This is a genomic window from Cesiribacter andamanensis AMV16 (genome assembly GCF_000348925.1).
Lineage (GTDB): Bacteria > Bacteroidota > Bacteroidia > Cytophagales > Cyclobacteriaceae > Cesiribacter > Cesiribacter andamanensis.
In genome coordinates, this window is record NZ_AODQ01000025.1 from 16,156 (window position 1) to 30,374 (window position 14,219).

Annotated in this window: 13 protein-coding genes; 9 read left to right on the forward strand and 4 right to left on the reverse strand. The window is 54.5% G+C overall.

Features of this window, described 5'->3' with window-relative positions; genetic code table 11:
- Nucleotides 1–105 precede the first annotated feature (105 nt).
- The gene (locus ADICEAN_RS06610; RefSeq protein ID WP_009194789.1) at nucleotides 106–2,184 is read right to left on the reverse strand and encodes a S41 family peptidase; all 2,079 of its coding nucleotides are present in this window, start codon (nucleotides 2,182–2,184) and stop codon (nucleotides 106–108) included.
- 335 nt (nucleotides 2,185–2,519) lie between these two features.
- Between ADICEAN_RS06610 and ADICEAN_RS06615 the strand changes: the two genes are divergently transcribed.
- The 4 genes from ADICEAN_RS06615 (at nucleotide 2,520) to ADICEAN_RS06630 (ending at nucleotide 6,662) form a co-directional block, all read left to right on the forward strand.
- The gene (locus ADICEAN_RS06615; protein ID WP_009194790.1) at nucleotides 2,520–4,340 is read left to right on the forward strand and encodes a sodium:solute symporter family protein; all 1,821 of its coding nucleotides are present in this window, start codon (nucleotides 2,520–2,522) and stop codon (nucleotides 4,338–4,340) included.
- A 17-nt stretch (nucleotides 4,341–4,357) separates the two neighbouring features.
- Nucleotides 4,358–5,380, forward strand: coding sequence for a UDP-N-acetylmuramate dehydrogenase (gene murB / locus ADICEAN_RS06620; protein ID WP_009194791.1), 1,023 nt, complete (start codon nucleotides 4,358–4,360; stop codon nucleotides 5,378–5,380).
- Between the two features lie 195 nt (nucleotides 5,381–5,575).
- Nucleotides 5,576–6,034, forward strand: coding sequence for a hypothetical protein (locus ADICEAN_RS06625; protein WP_009194792.1), 459 nt, complete (start codon nucleotides 5,576–5,578; stop codon nucleotides 6,032–6,034).
- A 151-nt stretch (nucleotides 6,035–6,185) separates the two neighbouring features.
- Nucleotides 6,186–6,662 (forward strand): hypothetical protein, encoded by a 477-nt coding sequence (locus ADICEAN_RS06630; protein ID WP_009194793.1) that lies wholly within the window; start codon nucleotides 6,186–6,188, stop codon nucleotides 6,660–6,662.
- A 7-nt stretch (nucleotides 6,663–6,669) separates the two neighbouring features.
- On the opposite strand, the gene ADICEAN_RS06635 is transcribed toward ADICEAN_RS06630, so the two are convergent.
- On the reverse strand, nucleotides 6,670–7,152 hold the full coding sequence (locus ADICEAN_RS06635) for a deoxycytidylate deaminase (RefSeq protein WP_009194794.1): 483 nt from the start codon (nucleotides 7,150–7,152) through the stop codon (nucleotides 6,670–6,672).
- Between the two features lie 74 nt (nucleotides 7,153–7,226).
- On the opposite strand from ADICEAN_RS06635, the gene ADICEAN_RS06640 reads away from it, so the two are divergent.
- The gene (locus tag ADICEAN_RS06640; protein ID WP_009194795.1) at nucleotides 7,227–7,772 is read left to right on the forward strand and encodes a DUF2911 domain-containing protein; all 546 of its coding nucleotides are present in this window, start codon (nucleotides 7,227–7,229) and stop codon (nucleotides 7,770–7,772) included.
- A gap of 166 nt (nucleotides 7,773–7,938) precedes the next feature.
- Entirely contained in the window at nucleotides 7,939–8,418 is a 480-nt protein-coding gene (locus tag ADICEAN_RS06645) for an Ntn hydrolase family protein (protein WP_009194796.1), read from the forward strand.
- 81 nt (nucleotides 8,419–8,499) lie between these two features.
- Here ADICEAN_RS06645 and ADICEAN_RS06650 read toward each other — a convergent pair whose 3' ends face one another.
- The gene (locus ADICEAN_RS06650; protein ID WP_009194797.1) at nucleotides 8,500–8,895 is read right to left on the reverse strand and encodes a hypothetical protein; all 396 of its coding nucleotides are present in this window, start codon (nucleotides 8,893–8,895) and stop codon (nucleotides 8,500–8,502) included.
- Nucleotides 8,896–9,127: 232 nt separating this feature from the next.
- On the opposite strand from ADICEAN_RS06650, the gene ADICEAN_RS06655 reads away from it, so the two are divergent.
- From ADICEAN_RS06655 to ADICEAN_RS06665, 3 genes are all read left to right on the forward strand, one after another.
- Complete coding sequence (locus ADICEAN_RS06655; RefSeq protein ID WP_009194798.1) at nucleotides 9,128–9,673, forward strand: YfiT family bacillithiol transferase; 546 nt, start codon at nucleotides 9,128–9,130, stop codon at nucleotides 9,671–9,673.
- A gap of 466 nt (nucleotides 9,674–10,139) precedes the next feature.
- Nucleotides 10,140–11,561 (forward strand): phosphatase PAP2 family protein, encoded by a 1,422-nt coding sequence (locus ADICEAN_RS06660; RefSeq protein WP_009194799.1) that lies wholly within the window; start codon nucleotides 10,140–10,142, stop codon nucleotides 11,559–11,561.
- A gap of 513 nt (nucleotides 11,562–12,074) precedes the next feature.
- Nucleotides 12,075–12,815, forward strand: a complete 741-nt coding sequence (locus tag ADICEAN_RS06665; protein ID WP_009194801.1) for a LytR/AlgR family response regulator transcription factor — start codon at nucleotides 12,075–12,077, stop codon at nucleotides 12,813–12,815.
- A gap of 44 nt (nucleotides 12,816–12,859) precedes the next feature.
- Here the strand turns inward: ADICEAN_RS06665 and ADICEAN_RS06670 are convergent, their stop codons facing one another.
- Nucleotides 12,860–14,098 (reverse strand): PQQ-dependent sugar dehydrogenase, encoded by a 1,239-nt coding sequence (locus tag ADICEAN_RS06670; RefSeq protein WP_009194802.1) that lies wholly within the window; start codon nucleotides 14,096–14,098, stop codon nucleotides 12,860–12,862.
- Nucleotides 14,099–14,219: the final 121 nt, after the last annotated feature.

The window sequence follows — 14,219 nt, forward strand, 5'->3', positions numbered from 1 at the left end:
TAGCCGGGATGGTTGTTTTAATTGCTGAGCCGGAGCGTCAGACCCAGGACTAGCCTGGACCATTCGTGTCTGAACCCTTTGTCTATATGTTATTGAGATAGGCTGTTATTTTACTATCCCTAACAGGTCCAGCATAATGTGGTAGCACTCGCCCAGCCAGGCATCCTGCCGCAGGTCTTTTACCAGTTGCTCTTCGGCTTCTTTTTGCTCGGGGCTTTGGATCAGGCGCGGTTGCCCGGTGCCCAGGGGGCTCAGGTCAAAGTCCGGCTGCACTTCCTGTTCCTCTTCCGTACCCATCAGGTTATTCAGCCAGGCATAGTCCTGCCGGAATTCTTCCGGGCTCAGCCGAAGGGGAAAGCCCTTACGGGTGCTGGCTTCCAGCTGACGGGCCTGCTCCAGCTGGCGGTGGTAGTGCGTATTCTGCTGCAGCCGCCGCTGGCTGCGCAGGGCAATATCCTGCACCGGCAGCGGGGGCAGCGGCTGGTACACCACTTTTTTCTGAATGGCATCGGGCTGCAGCGCAGTAGGATAGGCCGATTCGTGCTGGCCTAAAACGGCCAGTCCGTCTTCCAGCAGTACATCTGGCAGTACCCCATGGTATTGGTAGGTAGCCCCTTTCAGGTCATAGTAGCGACTGATGGTCACTTTTACAAAATCGCTGCGGGTATGTGCGCCCCAGCTGGAGGAGGCCGATGCATCCAGCGGAATAAGGCTTTGCATGCTGGCCTTGCCATAGGTTTTGCTGCCTACCACCAGCGCCCGGTTGTAGTTTTGGAGAGATCGGGCCAGGATCTCGGAGGCTGAGGCACTAAAGCCATTGACCAGCACCAGCAGGGGAGCATCAAAGAGCGTACCCCTGTTGAGGTCCCGCAGCAGGCGCGGGGCTTCTCCCCGGCTATGCTCTATGCCCAGCGGCCCCTCGTCAATGAAGATGCCGGCCAGGTTGAGGGCCTCCTGCACCGAACCGCCGCCATTGAAACGCAGGTCCAGAATAAGGCCTTCTATCCCCTCCCGTTTCATTTTTAGCAGCTCCCGTGCCACATCCTGGGCGCAGCCCCGCTCCCGCCCCTGCTCATCCCATTGGGTATAAAAACCGGGCAGTGAGAGATAACCGATCTTGCGCTCGCCGGTGAGGATAAAACTTTGCACCGCATTTTCTTCTACCTGCAGCTTTTCCTTCACCAGCTCTACCGTTTTGGTTTTGCCGTTTTGCTTGCGAACGGTCAGGAATACATGGCGGTGGGTGGCATCGTTCAGCAGGCGGGCTGCCTCCTCCAGGTTGGTGCAGCTAAAGCTTTTGGTGCCCCCCCGTTTGGGGCGCAGCTGCAGCAGCACATCCCCCTGGTGCAGCTCATTGCTTTTCCAGGCGGGCCCGCCGGGCACCAGCTGGCCAATTTGCACATCGCCCTGGCGGTTTTCTTCCAGCTCTATGCCAAAGGATTCGGCCTCAACGGATAGCGAGGCTTCAAACTGCTGCTTGATGCTGGCGGGCAGAAAGTTGGTATGCGGATCAAAGGAGGAGGCCAGGGCCTCCAGCAGACTTTCCTCTACATAGTCCTGCAGTCCCCCGGGGGTATCAAGCATGCGGCTGCGGCGGCAGTTGAGCCGCTCCAGCACCCGCGTTTGCAGGGCCTGCTGATTGCTAAGGCGCAGGGACTCGCCCCCGCTATCGCTATAGGCCTCCTGCAGCACCATGTATTTCAGCTGTCGCTGCCAGCGCAGGGCCAGCTCCTGCCGGCTGGCGGCAAGCGGCGGTGTAGTGGTTATAGTAAGGTAAAGGGTATCGGCCTGCTGCCAGTGAAAGGGCTGGCGCAGAAGGGCCTGGCGCAGCGAATCGGCAAAGCGGTACTGCCGCATGAACAGCCGAACAGACTCCTCCACAAATCCGCATTTTCCCTGCGTGCTTTGCGCTTCCAGACTGCTGAAATGGGGACGAAGCTGGTCTACCTCCTGCCGGGTTAGGTAAAGCCCATAGGGGTCCAGAATGCCGACAAACTGCTGCAGTACCCGCTCGCCAAAAAGGGAATCGGCCGCCGGCGGGGCTACATGGTAGGTTCGGATGGTGTGCAGCAGCTGCCGGGCCTTGGCGCAGGCATCTCCCCGCTTTTGTGCCACAGCAGGCTGCGCCAGCAACAGCAGCAGCAAAGCCCCAACTCCCCAGATCGATCGTAGATACTGTTGCATAGAAATCAGCCTAAACCTAACAAGAACCTGCCCTGCAGCCTTGCTCCCCGCCTGGGGTTCATCAGCCTGGTAAAGAAACGGAAGTAACCCAACTATTTAAAGTAAAATAATAAAAAATAGAGTGTTATACAGCTACTCCCCCTTCTTTTCTTATTTTTTGGGCGAATGCCTTCTCTCCCGAACAGGGATAAAAAGGTGCCTGCCAGGCAATTGCTCCATATCGGCCCTGTACCTTACGCCGGGCGGCGCCCGGGCCGGCAGTCATTTGTTCGGATACAGGCCCGGCAGCTGCGGGATGTCGGGCAAATTTTGTAGATTCGGCAAATTGTATACGCATGCTACTTAGCCCGGCCGACTGGATCGTCATTGGACTCTTTATTCTCATTACACTTGTTATTGGCTTGTACTTCAGCAAACAGGCCGGAAAAAACATTGACAGCTTCTTTCTGGGCGGACGCAACCTGCCCTGGTGGATTGCCGGCACCTCCATGGTAGCCACCACCTTTGCCGCCGATACCCCCCTGGCCGTAACCGAACTGGTGGCCACCAACGGCATTGCCGGCAACTGGGTGTGGTGGAACATGCTCATCGGGGGCATGCTCACCACCTTTTTCTTTGCCAAGTACTGGCGCCGGGCCGAAATCCTGACCGATGTGGAATTTATAGAAATGCGCTACAGTGGCAAGGCAGCTTCTTTTCTGCGGGGCTTTAAAGCCCTCTACCTGGGGGTGTTCATGAATGCGCTGGTGATTGCCTGGGTAAACCTGGCCCTGATGAGCCTGCTGCAGGTATTTTTCAATATTCCGCAGGAAGAGCTGATTTGGTATGTGACGGGCAGCATGCTCATTGTGGTGCTCTACTCCTCGCTTTCGGGCCTGCTAGGGGTAGCCTTTACCGATGTGGTGCAGTTTATCATTGCCATGACGGGCTGCATTATCCTGGCCTGGCTGGTGCTGGATGCCGAGTCCATCGGCGGCGCCAGGGGCCTGGCCGAAAAGCTCCCCCCTTCTACCCTTAGCTTTTTCCCGAGCGTGGGCGAAGGGGCAGCGGGCGCCGGCACCACGCTGGCGCTGGGCGTAAGCTCCTTTCTGGCCATTATTGGCCTGCAGTGGTGGGCCAGCTGGTATCCCGGCAACGAGCCTGGCGGCGGCGGCTACATTGCCCAGCGGATGATGTCCACCCGCGATGAGAAACATGCCGTATATGCCACCCTCTTCTTCCAGATCGCCCACTACGCGCTACGCCCCTGGCCCTGGATTCTGGTAGGCCTGGCCGCCCTGGTGCTCTACCCCGACCTGCCCGCTGCCGACAAAAAGCTGGGCTATGTGATGGCCATGAAGGATTTTCTGCCCGATGGCCTGCGGGGCCTGCTGCTGGTGGCCTTCTTTGCAGCTTACATGAGCACCATCTCCACCCAGCTGAACTGGGGTACCTCCTACCTGATCAATGATGTATACAAACGCTTTATACAGCCCGATGCAGGCAACAAGCAACTGGTACTGGCCAGCCGCCTGGGTACCCTGCTGCTGATGGCCGTAGCCCTCTTTGTGACCACGCAGATCAATTCCATTGCCGCGGTGTGGCAGTTCCTGATCGAGGCCGGGGCCGGCATTGGCCTGGTGCTGATTCTGCGCTGGTGGTGGTGGCGCATCAATGCCTGGAGCGAAATTGCGGCTACCGTAGCCCCCCTGGTGGCCTACGGGCTCACCAAATGGGTGTTTGCGGCTGGCAATCCGGACTCGCCCTGGGCTAAACCAGTACTTCAGGACCCGCGCAGCTTTCTGTTCATTCTGGCCTTTACTACCATCAGCTGGCTGCTGGTGACCTACCTTACCCGCCCCTCCGGCACGGCTAAACTACAGGTTTTTTATGATAAGGTGCGCCCGCTGGGCAACTGGAAGCCCTTTCGCCACAGGGGGGAGCGCCAGCCCCACATAGGCCTGCTGGTACTGGCCTGGCTGAGTGCGGTAGTCATGGCCTATGCCATTCTGTTCTTTATTGGTTATGTGATCTTTGCCAACTGGGTGTCGGCCGGCCTGGCAGGCGCCACCGCCCTTATTTCCTTTGGGCTGCTGGCCTGGAGCTCCGACAAAGTGCATATCTTTGCCGATGTGCCCCAGACCCCTGCCGGGCAGGAGAAAAAAGCAGTGTACTAGTAGAAACGCCCCCATTCATGTCAGTTCAGATCGAAAAAAATAAATCGCTGAAGGCCTTTAACACCTTTGGCATAGAGGCCACAGCCCCCTATTTCTGTGAGGTAACCAGCGTAGCAGACCTGCAGGAGGTCTTGCAGCAGGAACGCTTTCACAACATGCCGCTGCTGATCCTGGGGGGTGGCAGCAACCTACTCTTTACGCGCGACCCCCAGGGGCTGGTGCTGCTCAACCGCATACGGGGCATAGAGGTAGTAAAGGAAGATGAAGAATCTGTATGGCTGCGGGTAGGGGCTGGTGAAAACTGGCACGACTTTGTGCTCTACACCATTGCCCAGGGCCTGGCCGGTCTGGAAAATCTCTCGCTCATACCCGGCACCGTAGGCGCCGCCCCCATGCAGAACATCGGGGCCTATGGGGTGGAGATCAAGGATACGTTCCGCCAGCTGGAGGCTGTAGACTGCAGTACGGGCCAGCTCCGGATCTTTGAGGGGCAGGAGTGCGAGTTTGGCTACCGCAGCAGCATCTTTAAAACCTGGGCAAAGGATCGCTACATCATTGCCTCGGTAACCTTTAGCCTGCACAAAAAGCCCAACTTCAATACCAGCTATGGCGATATTCAGAAAACCCTGGCCGAGCTGGGCATACAGGAGCTTAGCCTAAAGGCCGTTAGCGATGCCGTGATCCGCATTCGCCAGAGCAAACTGCCCGACCCCCGGCAGATTGGCAATGCAGGCTCCTTCTTTAAAAACCCGGTCATCAGCCAGCAGCAGTTTGAGGAGCTGCACCAGCACTACCCCGCAATGCCCCATTATCCGCAGGAAGGGGGTCAGGTGAAAGTTCCCGCCGGCTGGCTCATTGAGCAGTGCGGCTGGAAGGGCCACCGCCGCGGCGCTGTGGGCGTGCATGACCGCCAGGCCCTGGTGCTGGTAAACCATGGAGGGGCCGGGGGGTCGGAGATCAGGCAACTGTCGGAAGACATTCAGGCGTCGGTTGCTGAAAAATTTGGCATTGCACTGGAGACTGAGGTGAATTTTGTATAGCCAAACAAGCTAGAAAACCTTTTTCACCAGCAGCGGCAGACTCCAGCGCTGCCGCTCTTTTTCTTTTAAGATCCCAGGCAGAATATCCCCTTATACCGGAGCATGCTTACGTTGCTGGCACGAAGCTTGCGTAGTCCACATCCTGAGCAGCCCCTGCTGCGTAAGAGATGTTGGATTTTTAACCCTTATTAGCCCATGCGCCCAGTAAACATACTTTCTCTCTTTATCCTGCTGCTGATAGTTGCCATCAGCTGTACCCCCAATGGAGAAGAAGATCCCATGCCGGAAGATTATGGCAATCTTATCACCGGTACGTACCAGTACACCACCCTTAAAGCCGGCACAGAAACCGGCAACGGTACGGCCATTGTGGCGCGCGACGGCAATAATACCATCCGCATTGCCCTGCAGGATGGCGTTAGCTTTACCGCCAACAAGCTGCAGCGGGTAGATGATGACCTGATCATGGAGGTGCCCAGCCAGCAGGTGGACTATTACGGCATGGAGGCCCGCTTCAGCGGCCAGCGCACCATTAGCCGCCAGGGACAGCAGTACCAGGGGGTGTATTTTGGCAGCTCGGGCGAGCTGCGCATCAGCCTGCAGATCACTTTGAACAACACCAACGATCAGGTACTGCTGGTGCTGGACCGCTAGCAAAAAACAGCAAGCCTGTGAACAGGGGGTAGCGGCTAAGGCAGCTCCCCCCTTTTTTTGTACAAAAATATGCAGCTGCAGGCAAACAGCGAGGCCAGATACCGGTTAGTAAGGAGTGAACGTTCTGTCTACTCCATCCTATTTTTTTACCATGACTTTCCGATGCCTCTCCTGCCTGATTCTTCCCCTACTGCTGCTGTTTGGCACCTCATGCTCCAGGGATGAGGGTCCCCTGGATGTGCGGGACGAGCTCTCCGGCACCTATAGCTACAAAAGCGGTGGTATCAGTGGCCTGTCAAGTGCGCTTACGCTGGAGATCAGCAAGCATAGTGTACATCCTGACCGCATCAGCCTGCTGCTGAGTCCGGGTGATCTCAGTTTTTATGCCGAGGAAATTATCCGTAGCCAGCAGGGCATCCATTTTCGTATCCCGCCCCAGCTGGTGGTGGTGTCGGGCCTGCCCATGGTGCTGGAGGGTAAAGAGTTGGTAGAGCTGGCCGGGATGCCCCAGCAGGCTGCCTATACCCCTGCCAACCGGGAGCTGAGCATGGGCCTGCAGCTGGCCCTCATGACCCCTACCGGGCCCCGTAATCCGGTAGCGGGTGTGCTGGTAACAGAGCGAAAATAGAGAGGGCTTACATCATGTGGGTGACGTTGCTCAGGTTGCCCTGAAAGCGCTCGGCCGCCACGCCGAAGCGTAGCAAAAACTCCACCCCTTCTTCCAGTTCTATGCCCTTGTACTCGGCATAGGAATTCAGATACACCACCTTGCTGATGCCGGTGGCATAAATTATGCGGGCGCAGGCCAGGCAGGGTGCCAGGGTTACATAAAGGGTGGCCCCTTCTACGTTGGCATTATTTTTTACCGCATAGATAATAGCATTTTGTTCGGCATGCAGGGCCAGCGAGCAGCTGCCTTTACGGTCCCGGGCACAGCCGGTTTCGGGCCATTCCTCATCACAGTTGTGGGTGCCGGCCGGGGGGCCATTATAGCCAATGGAGATGATACGGGTATCTTTTGCCAGTACCGCACCTACATGACGCTTAACACAGTGGGAGCGCTTTGCCAGGTTTACGGCCAGTTCCATAAAAATATCATCAAAGGCGGGGCGGCTCATAGAGGTTTTTCCGGATAGAAATTTTTGATTACTTTGCTCAGACGTTGTAAAGTAACACAAAACTCTGTAGACCGATGATAAAGAACCTGTTTTTTTACCCCCTCCTCTGCCTGCTGCTCCTTGGTTTTAGCGAAAGCGCCCTGGCGCAGGAAGCGCTCAAGCCCCGCCCCAGCCCGCTGGAAATGGTTACCTTTAAATCTCCCGAAAGCACCTATGTAAAGATCACCTACGGCCGGCCCCAGAAACGGGGACGCACCATCTTTGGGGAGCTGGTGCCTTATGGCAAAGTATGGCGTACTGGCGCCAACGAGGCCACCGAGATCACGACAACGGGCGACATTAGCCTGGCCGGAAACCGTATTCCCGCCGGCACCTATACCCTCTTTACCATTCCCGAGAAAGACAGCTGGACCATCATCCTCAACCGGGACCTGGGCCAGTGGGGTGCTTACCGCTATGATGAAAGCAAGGATGTGGTTCGCTTTAAAGTGCCGGCCAAGCAGCTGGGCACGGTGTATGAGGCCTTCACCATCGAGTTTGAGCAAACGGCCACCGATGTACTGCTGAAGCTCATGTGGGACCGCACCGGGGTGGAAATTCCCGTAACCTTCATGAACTAAGTGCAATTGTTCTTTCCATTTCAGGAACCGGCAGGCGAAAGGGCTTGCCGGTTTTATTTTTATACTTATCTTAACACTTTGTATAGGTATCAGAACTACTAACAGGCAGTTTTCATATTCTGATATTTACGCTTACCAACATCATCCATCAATTCAATCAAACTACATGAAAAAGCTTTTACTCCTCCCCCTGCTCTTCATATCCTTCCTGCTTCAGGCACAGAATTTCAACATCCCAGCCTACAAGACAAAAGAGGATTACGCCATCCATGAGGCACAGGTGCTGCAGGCCATTGAGTGGCTCAGGACGGCTCCGCTTAGCCATGCCAGCCGTCCGCAAGCCAATGCCTATGTGCTGAAGTGGGCAGAAGGAAGCCCCACGGTCTCAGTGGTCGTAAACAGCTATGTGATGGGCCTGGCCGAACAAAATCCTGATTTTCTGATGCTCTGGATAGGGGGCTGGATAGAATATGCGCTGCAGAATAAAGAAACATACAGCGAGGCGGAAGCCAACCACCAGGCCGTAAAAGCAGTTATAGCTTACTACATGGCCGGCAATGATGTAAAAAAAGATCCGAAGCTGGATAAGCTGGTAAAGCAGCATCAAAAAGGAAAGCTGCAGGCCTGGGTAGCCAAACAGTATTGAGCGACCCTGCGGCCTGTAACAATATAAGCCAGCTTTTTCAGCTGGCTTATATTGTTAAGCCTTGCCTGAAGCCGATAGGGATTAGTTCGGGAAAATACTATCCAACCAACGCTCGGCAGCTACCGGATCCTGAAAGTTCTGCTTGGGCATTTGGGTTTCGCCGGCAACGGCATTGAGCTGCATTTCGGCAATGGCATCTTGCTGGAGCTCCGCTACCTTTAACACCCCTTTTGAAACAATGAGCGCCTGCGCCTGCTCATGCAGAGCCCGTACGGAAGCCGGATGGATCTTCATTTCCCGGGCATCGGTAAGCAGGGTAAAGCCCGGTTTTAGGGCAGCTACTGCCTTTTGCCAGTCGGTGATATAGTTCTCTACCTGCTCAGGGCTGCGCCAAAAGCCAATGATGCGTAAATAAGCCCTGTTCTTTGCAGGAGAAACCGCCAGATGGTACTGCGGTGTATCAGCAATGGTAATCATGTAATTCAGCCGTAAAGATGGTTAACCATCGAACATACGTAAAAGTCGCCAATCTAAACACAGCTGCTTGCTATTTTTTTATGAAATGATATTACCAAAAGACATATAGTATTCTATGATCACTATCTAGTCAGCCCTGCAGCTACGGGCTCCAAACTATATTAGGGCTCTCATTCTACAGTACGCTGATTTTTAGCTAAATTTCAACCCGAACCCAAGTGCCCATTTTTTTATGACCGAGCAGGAATTGCAGCAGCTCCGTTACCCCATAGGCCCCTACCAGGCTCCCGCATCCATCAGCCGCCAGCAGCTTTCTGGCTGGATTGAAGAATTGAAAGTATTCCCCGCCCGCCTGGAAGCCCTGGTAAAAGACCTGAGTAAAGACCAGCTCGACAGCCTCTACCGCCCTGGGGGCTGGAGCGTCCGCCAGCTGATCCACCACCTGGCCGACAGCCACACCAATTGCTATGTGCGCTACAAATGGGCGCTTACCGAGCCCCAACCCCTGATCAAAGCGTATTACGAAGACCGCTGGGCCGAACTTTTCGATAGCCGCCGCGCCCCCATAGGCTTATCGCTCACCTACCTGCACGCCCTGCATGCCAAGTGGACCTACCTGCTGGAGGGTCTTAGTCAGGAGCAGTTCAGTCGCCAGTTCATCCATCCCGAAAAGGGGGTGGCCATTCGCCTGGATGTGGCCGTAAGCCAGTATGCCTGGCATTGCCGCCACCACTATGCCCATATCGAAGGCCTGCTGCAACGCAGGGGGTGGCGATAACTACCTCAACCAGTATTCTACCCGACAAGCTTTACCCTGTAGCGGGAGGGTATGGCCTCCCGGATGAGGATAAAGGATTACCTGGCGCAATATTTTAAGCCGGAAGCTCCACCTTTTTACTGCAAGCGGCGGCAGGCAGCACAGCCAAGTATAGGTACGCCAGTTTAGGTACGTATGGATCATTTTGGCCGGGCGCTAGCGTTGGCTGCAGGGAGGGCAGCTAACTTGGGGCGATGCGCACTTTTTCATTACATACTCATTCCGGTTAACGGTACGCTAGTACCGTCAGCTATACATTCTGTATTGAAAACAGCTGCTTTCACAGCTACCTTAACATAACTTATCCGTTTACTCCCTGCTGCCTTCATCTTGATGGAAGTATATTTTTTTTAAGGGGCCCTCCCCTTTACATCGACAACCGATGCTCTACTAGATTTTTTTATTATTCACCCTTATCACCTGTAGTATGAAAAAGAGAATGAGTTGTGCTCCGCTAGTGATGATAGCCGTAGTAGCAATGTTTTTTTCCTGTGAGGAAGAAGTACCTACAGTGCACCAGATTGAGGAGTCCCAGGGAGTGGCAAAAGAAATGGGCCACCTGAAGCAAACAAAAACCTATTCTGCTGAGGTAGTGCAACACTGGCTGGCCCTGCAGACAGCCATGCTGTATGATCCGGCCTCCAAGAATGCTTCTTTTGGGTTAAATGCAAACCGCATCATGGCCTATAGTGGCGTAGCGGCCTATGAGGCAGTTGTGCCCGGCATGCCGGCCTATCAGAGCCTATCCGGGCAATTGAGTGAAATGCCACAAATGCCTAAAACAGAACCGGGCAAAGCCTACCATTGGCCCACCAGTGCAAACGCAGCCCTGGCAGAAGTGAGCCGGGAGCTATTTGGTGTCTTCTACGATGCCCAAGCTGCAGCACAGCTGGAGCATGAACTGAACCAGGCAGCCATGCTGGCCATTGACAATCCTGAAATCTTTACCCGCTCCGTAGCATTTGGCAAAGCCGTAGGCGCAAAAATAGTTGAGTGGGCGGCCACTGACCGTCCCTGGACCAGCTGGCCGGTATATACCATACCTGCCTGGGAGCCTGGCGTTTGGAATCCCATGAACGGAGCCACCACAGTACCTAATGGCCTTGCCTACTGGGGGTATACCCGCACCATGGTGCCGGGCAGTATCAACAATACTGTTTCGCCCATCATGCCATACAGCGAAGATCCTGCATCTGCCTATTACCAGGATATGCTGGAAGTATACGAAGTGTCGATGCACTTGACCTTGGAAGAACGTATTCAGGCAAAATACTATGATGATCCTGCTTCAAAGGGATATCCCGGTGGTGCACATTATTATTCCGTACTTACCCAGGTGATGGAACAGCTGAACCCTCCCCTTGACCTTGCGGCCATTGGCTTTGCCAAAGCGGGGATGAGCCTGTTTGATGGAACCATTGGCTCCTTCAGGGCTAAATTCACCTATAATACAGAGCGTCCCATACAGTATATCAACCGGGTATTTGGAGCGACTGATCCGGTGGCCCAGCACTGGACCTCCTATATCCCAAACCCACCTTATGGAGATTTCCCGTCCAATCATGCAGTGTTCAGTTCAAGCTTTGCCCATGCACTGACCACAGTTTTTGGCGACAATGTTAGCTTCAGCAACAGCACCTATGCTGGAAAAGAGGTAGACCTGGGTGGCGGTTTTGGTATCCGCGATTTAGGTAGCAGGCACTACAGTTCTTTCTACGATATGGTACAGGATATTGCCTACTCCCGCCTGTTTGGCGGTATTCATACCCGCTATGCCTGCGAAGAAGGAATGAAACAAGGCATGAAGACCGCCATGAATATTGATGCAAAGGTTAGCTTTAAAAAATAGTACAGTACTGGCTATAGGTGCTCCCTTTTAAGCGCATACCACCATAGGAGACCCAAATAAGGGTATTTCCTGCAGGCATTCCGCTGTCTGGCCAGTAGGCTATTACCACAGGTGCATGGAAGAACAGGAACTAACCGTTTTGGTTCTTCCATGCACCTGTGGCATTTTTGCAGGCTCAGCATCTGCAACTCTTGCCCTGCTACCTCATTAGTTCCCCTGGCAGGCAGAGCTATAACTGGAGAAAGAGAATCCGGGCAAAATAGTTTTTTTATTGGTAGAAAGTAAGGAAAAATTTGTACCTTACTGATACACTTTCGTATAGTCTGAAAGGGGGTTATGGTTCCCCAGCGAAAACGGTATCAGGACAGGATTTTTAGCTAAGGACTCCTGTGAATCGAGCAGCCGCAGCAAGCGTAGCATCGCTACCTGTTCAAGTAAAAAGAAAGGCCGGCAGTAAGCGAGGCCCTTCTGTCAAGTAAGGAACATAGGGACATTTTTTTCTCTTGAAAGGATATGATCAAAGCCATTCTGGTGGACGATGATATGCTTTGTCGGAAAGCCCTCTCCATTCAGCTGCATAGGCACTGTCCGGACGTAAACGTACTGACCGAATGTTCCTCAGCGCAGGAAGGCCTTACGGCCGTTGAGCGCTATCAGCCCGATCTGGTTTTTCTGGATGTTGAAATGCCCCTGATGAGTGGTTTTGACATGCTTCAGCAGCTGGACAGGATTACGTTTCACATCATCTTCACCACCAGCTTTGATACCTATGCCATCAGGGCCATCAAATTCAGTGCGCTGGACTACCTGCTCAAACCCATCGATACAGAGGAGCTCAAACGGGCCGTAGCCAAGATTCAGCCCAAGGCATCCCCCCTGCACCAGCACCTTGATAATCTGCTGCAGCACCTGTACCATCGCCCTCATGCCCTGCAAAAAGTTGCACTGCCAACACTCAAGGGCTACAAGATGATCTCCCTTGACACCATCATCCGCTGTGAATCGGAAGGAAACTATACGCACGTATTCCTGAAAAAAGGGGAGCGCCTGCTGGTATCGCGCCAGCTCAAAGAAATAGAGGAACTGCTGGAGGGCCACTCTTTTTTGCGCGTTCACCATTCACATCTTATCAACCTGAACGAAATCACGCACTACATGCGGGGGGAAGGCGGATGGGTTGTCATGAGTGACAATGCCTCTGTGAACGTATCGCGCAGCCGAAAAGTAGCATTGCTAAACGCCCTGAACGTGTAACAGATCAATCAATGTACTCCCATCCCGGTGCCCGCACCGGCAGTTTACCCCCCATACGTTACCCGGTAGATCACCCCGGCCTGATCATCTGACACCAGCAGGGAGCCATCGGGCTGCACCAGCACATCTACCGGGCGGCCCCAGGCCTCCTGGCTTTCCTCATCCAGCCAGCCGCTGATAAAGGGTTCGTAGCTGGTGGCTTCTCCCCCTTCGTTCAGCCGTACCAGCATCAGGCGGTAGCCGCTTTTGGCCGTGCGGTTCCAGCTGCCATGCTCGGCAATGATGATCTGGTTGCGGTAAGCTTGCGGAAACTGACTGCCGGTATAGAACTTCATGCCCAGGGGCGCTACATGGGTGCCCAGCTTTTGCACGGGAGGGGTATAGGTACCACAATCGCCATCCTTGCCAAATTGGGGATCTATGATATCGCCGGCATGGCAGTAGGGGTAGCCAAAATGCATGCCCTGCTTTGGTGCCCGGTTGAGCTCACAGGGAGGGTTGTTGTCGGTATACTCCAGGGCCTGCTCTTCGGGCAGTTTACCGGCATTGGCCATGAGGGTGCCCAGGTTATCGCCGCCATTGTCGGTAAACCAGAGCTCCCGGCTTTGCGGATGCCAGTCGAAGCCCACCGTATTGCGTACCCCCTCTGCGAAGAGTTCAGGGGCACCTCCCCTGGGATTGATGCGGGTGATGCTGGCATAAACGGCCTTATCGGATTTGCAAATGTTGCAGGGGGCGCCTACGGGCACATAAAGCATGCCATCAGGCCCAAAGGCAATGTACTTCCAGCCATGGTGCTGGTCGGTGGGGAACTGGTCATAGACCACTTCAGGCTGGGGCGGATTGTCCAGGCTGGCCTCAATGTTGCGGTAGCGAAGGATGCGGCTTACCTCCGCCACATACAGATCACCCTCCCGAAAGGCCACCCCATTGGGCATGTTCAGGCCCTCGGCAATTACCCAGCTTTTATCCGCCCGGCCATCGCCATTCTCATCCCGCACAGCCCATACCTTGTCTTTCTGCCGGTTGCCTACAAAAATAGTTCCCTTATCCCCCCGGGCCAGGGAGCGGGCATTCTCGATCTCTTCGACAAAAAGAGAGATCTGAAAGCCGGCCGGCAGCTGCAGCTGATCCAGTTTGATATCCGGATTTTTAGGAGCAGGGGTAACCGCATCGGGCGAAAGGCCCACACTATCGGCGGCAGCCTGCTGATCATCGGGTGCAGAATCTGACTGGCAGGCTGCTGCCAGCAGTAGCAGGGGATAAAAAAGGTATTTTTTCATGAGATAGAAGTATGACCGGACTAAACATACGTAAATTCTGTGGTACAACTATGATTTTTCCCCTTTGGTTACGCAACCGCCTCTTTCCCGCAAGGGTTCAGAAAGCGGACAATCCGTTCGC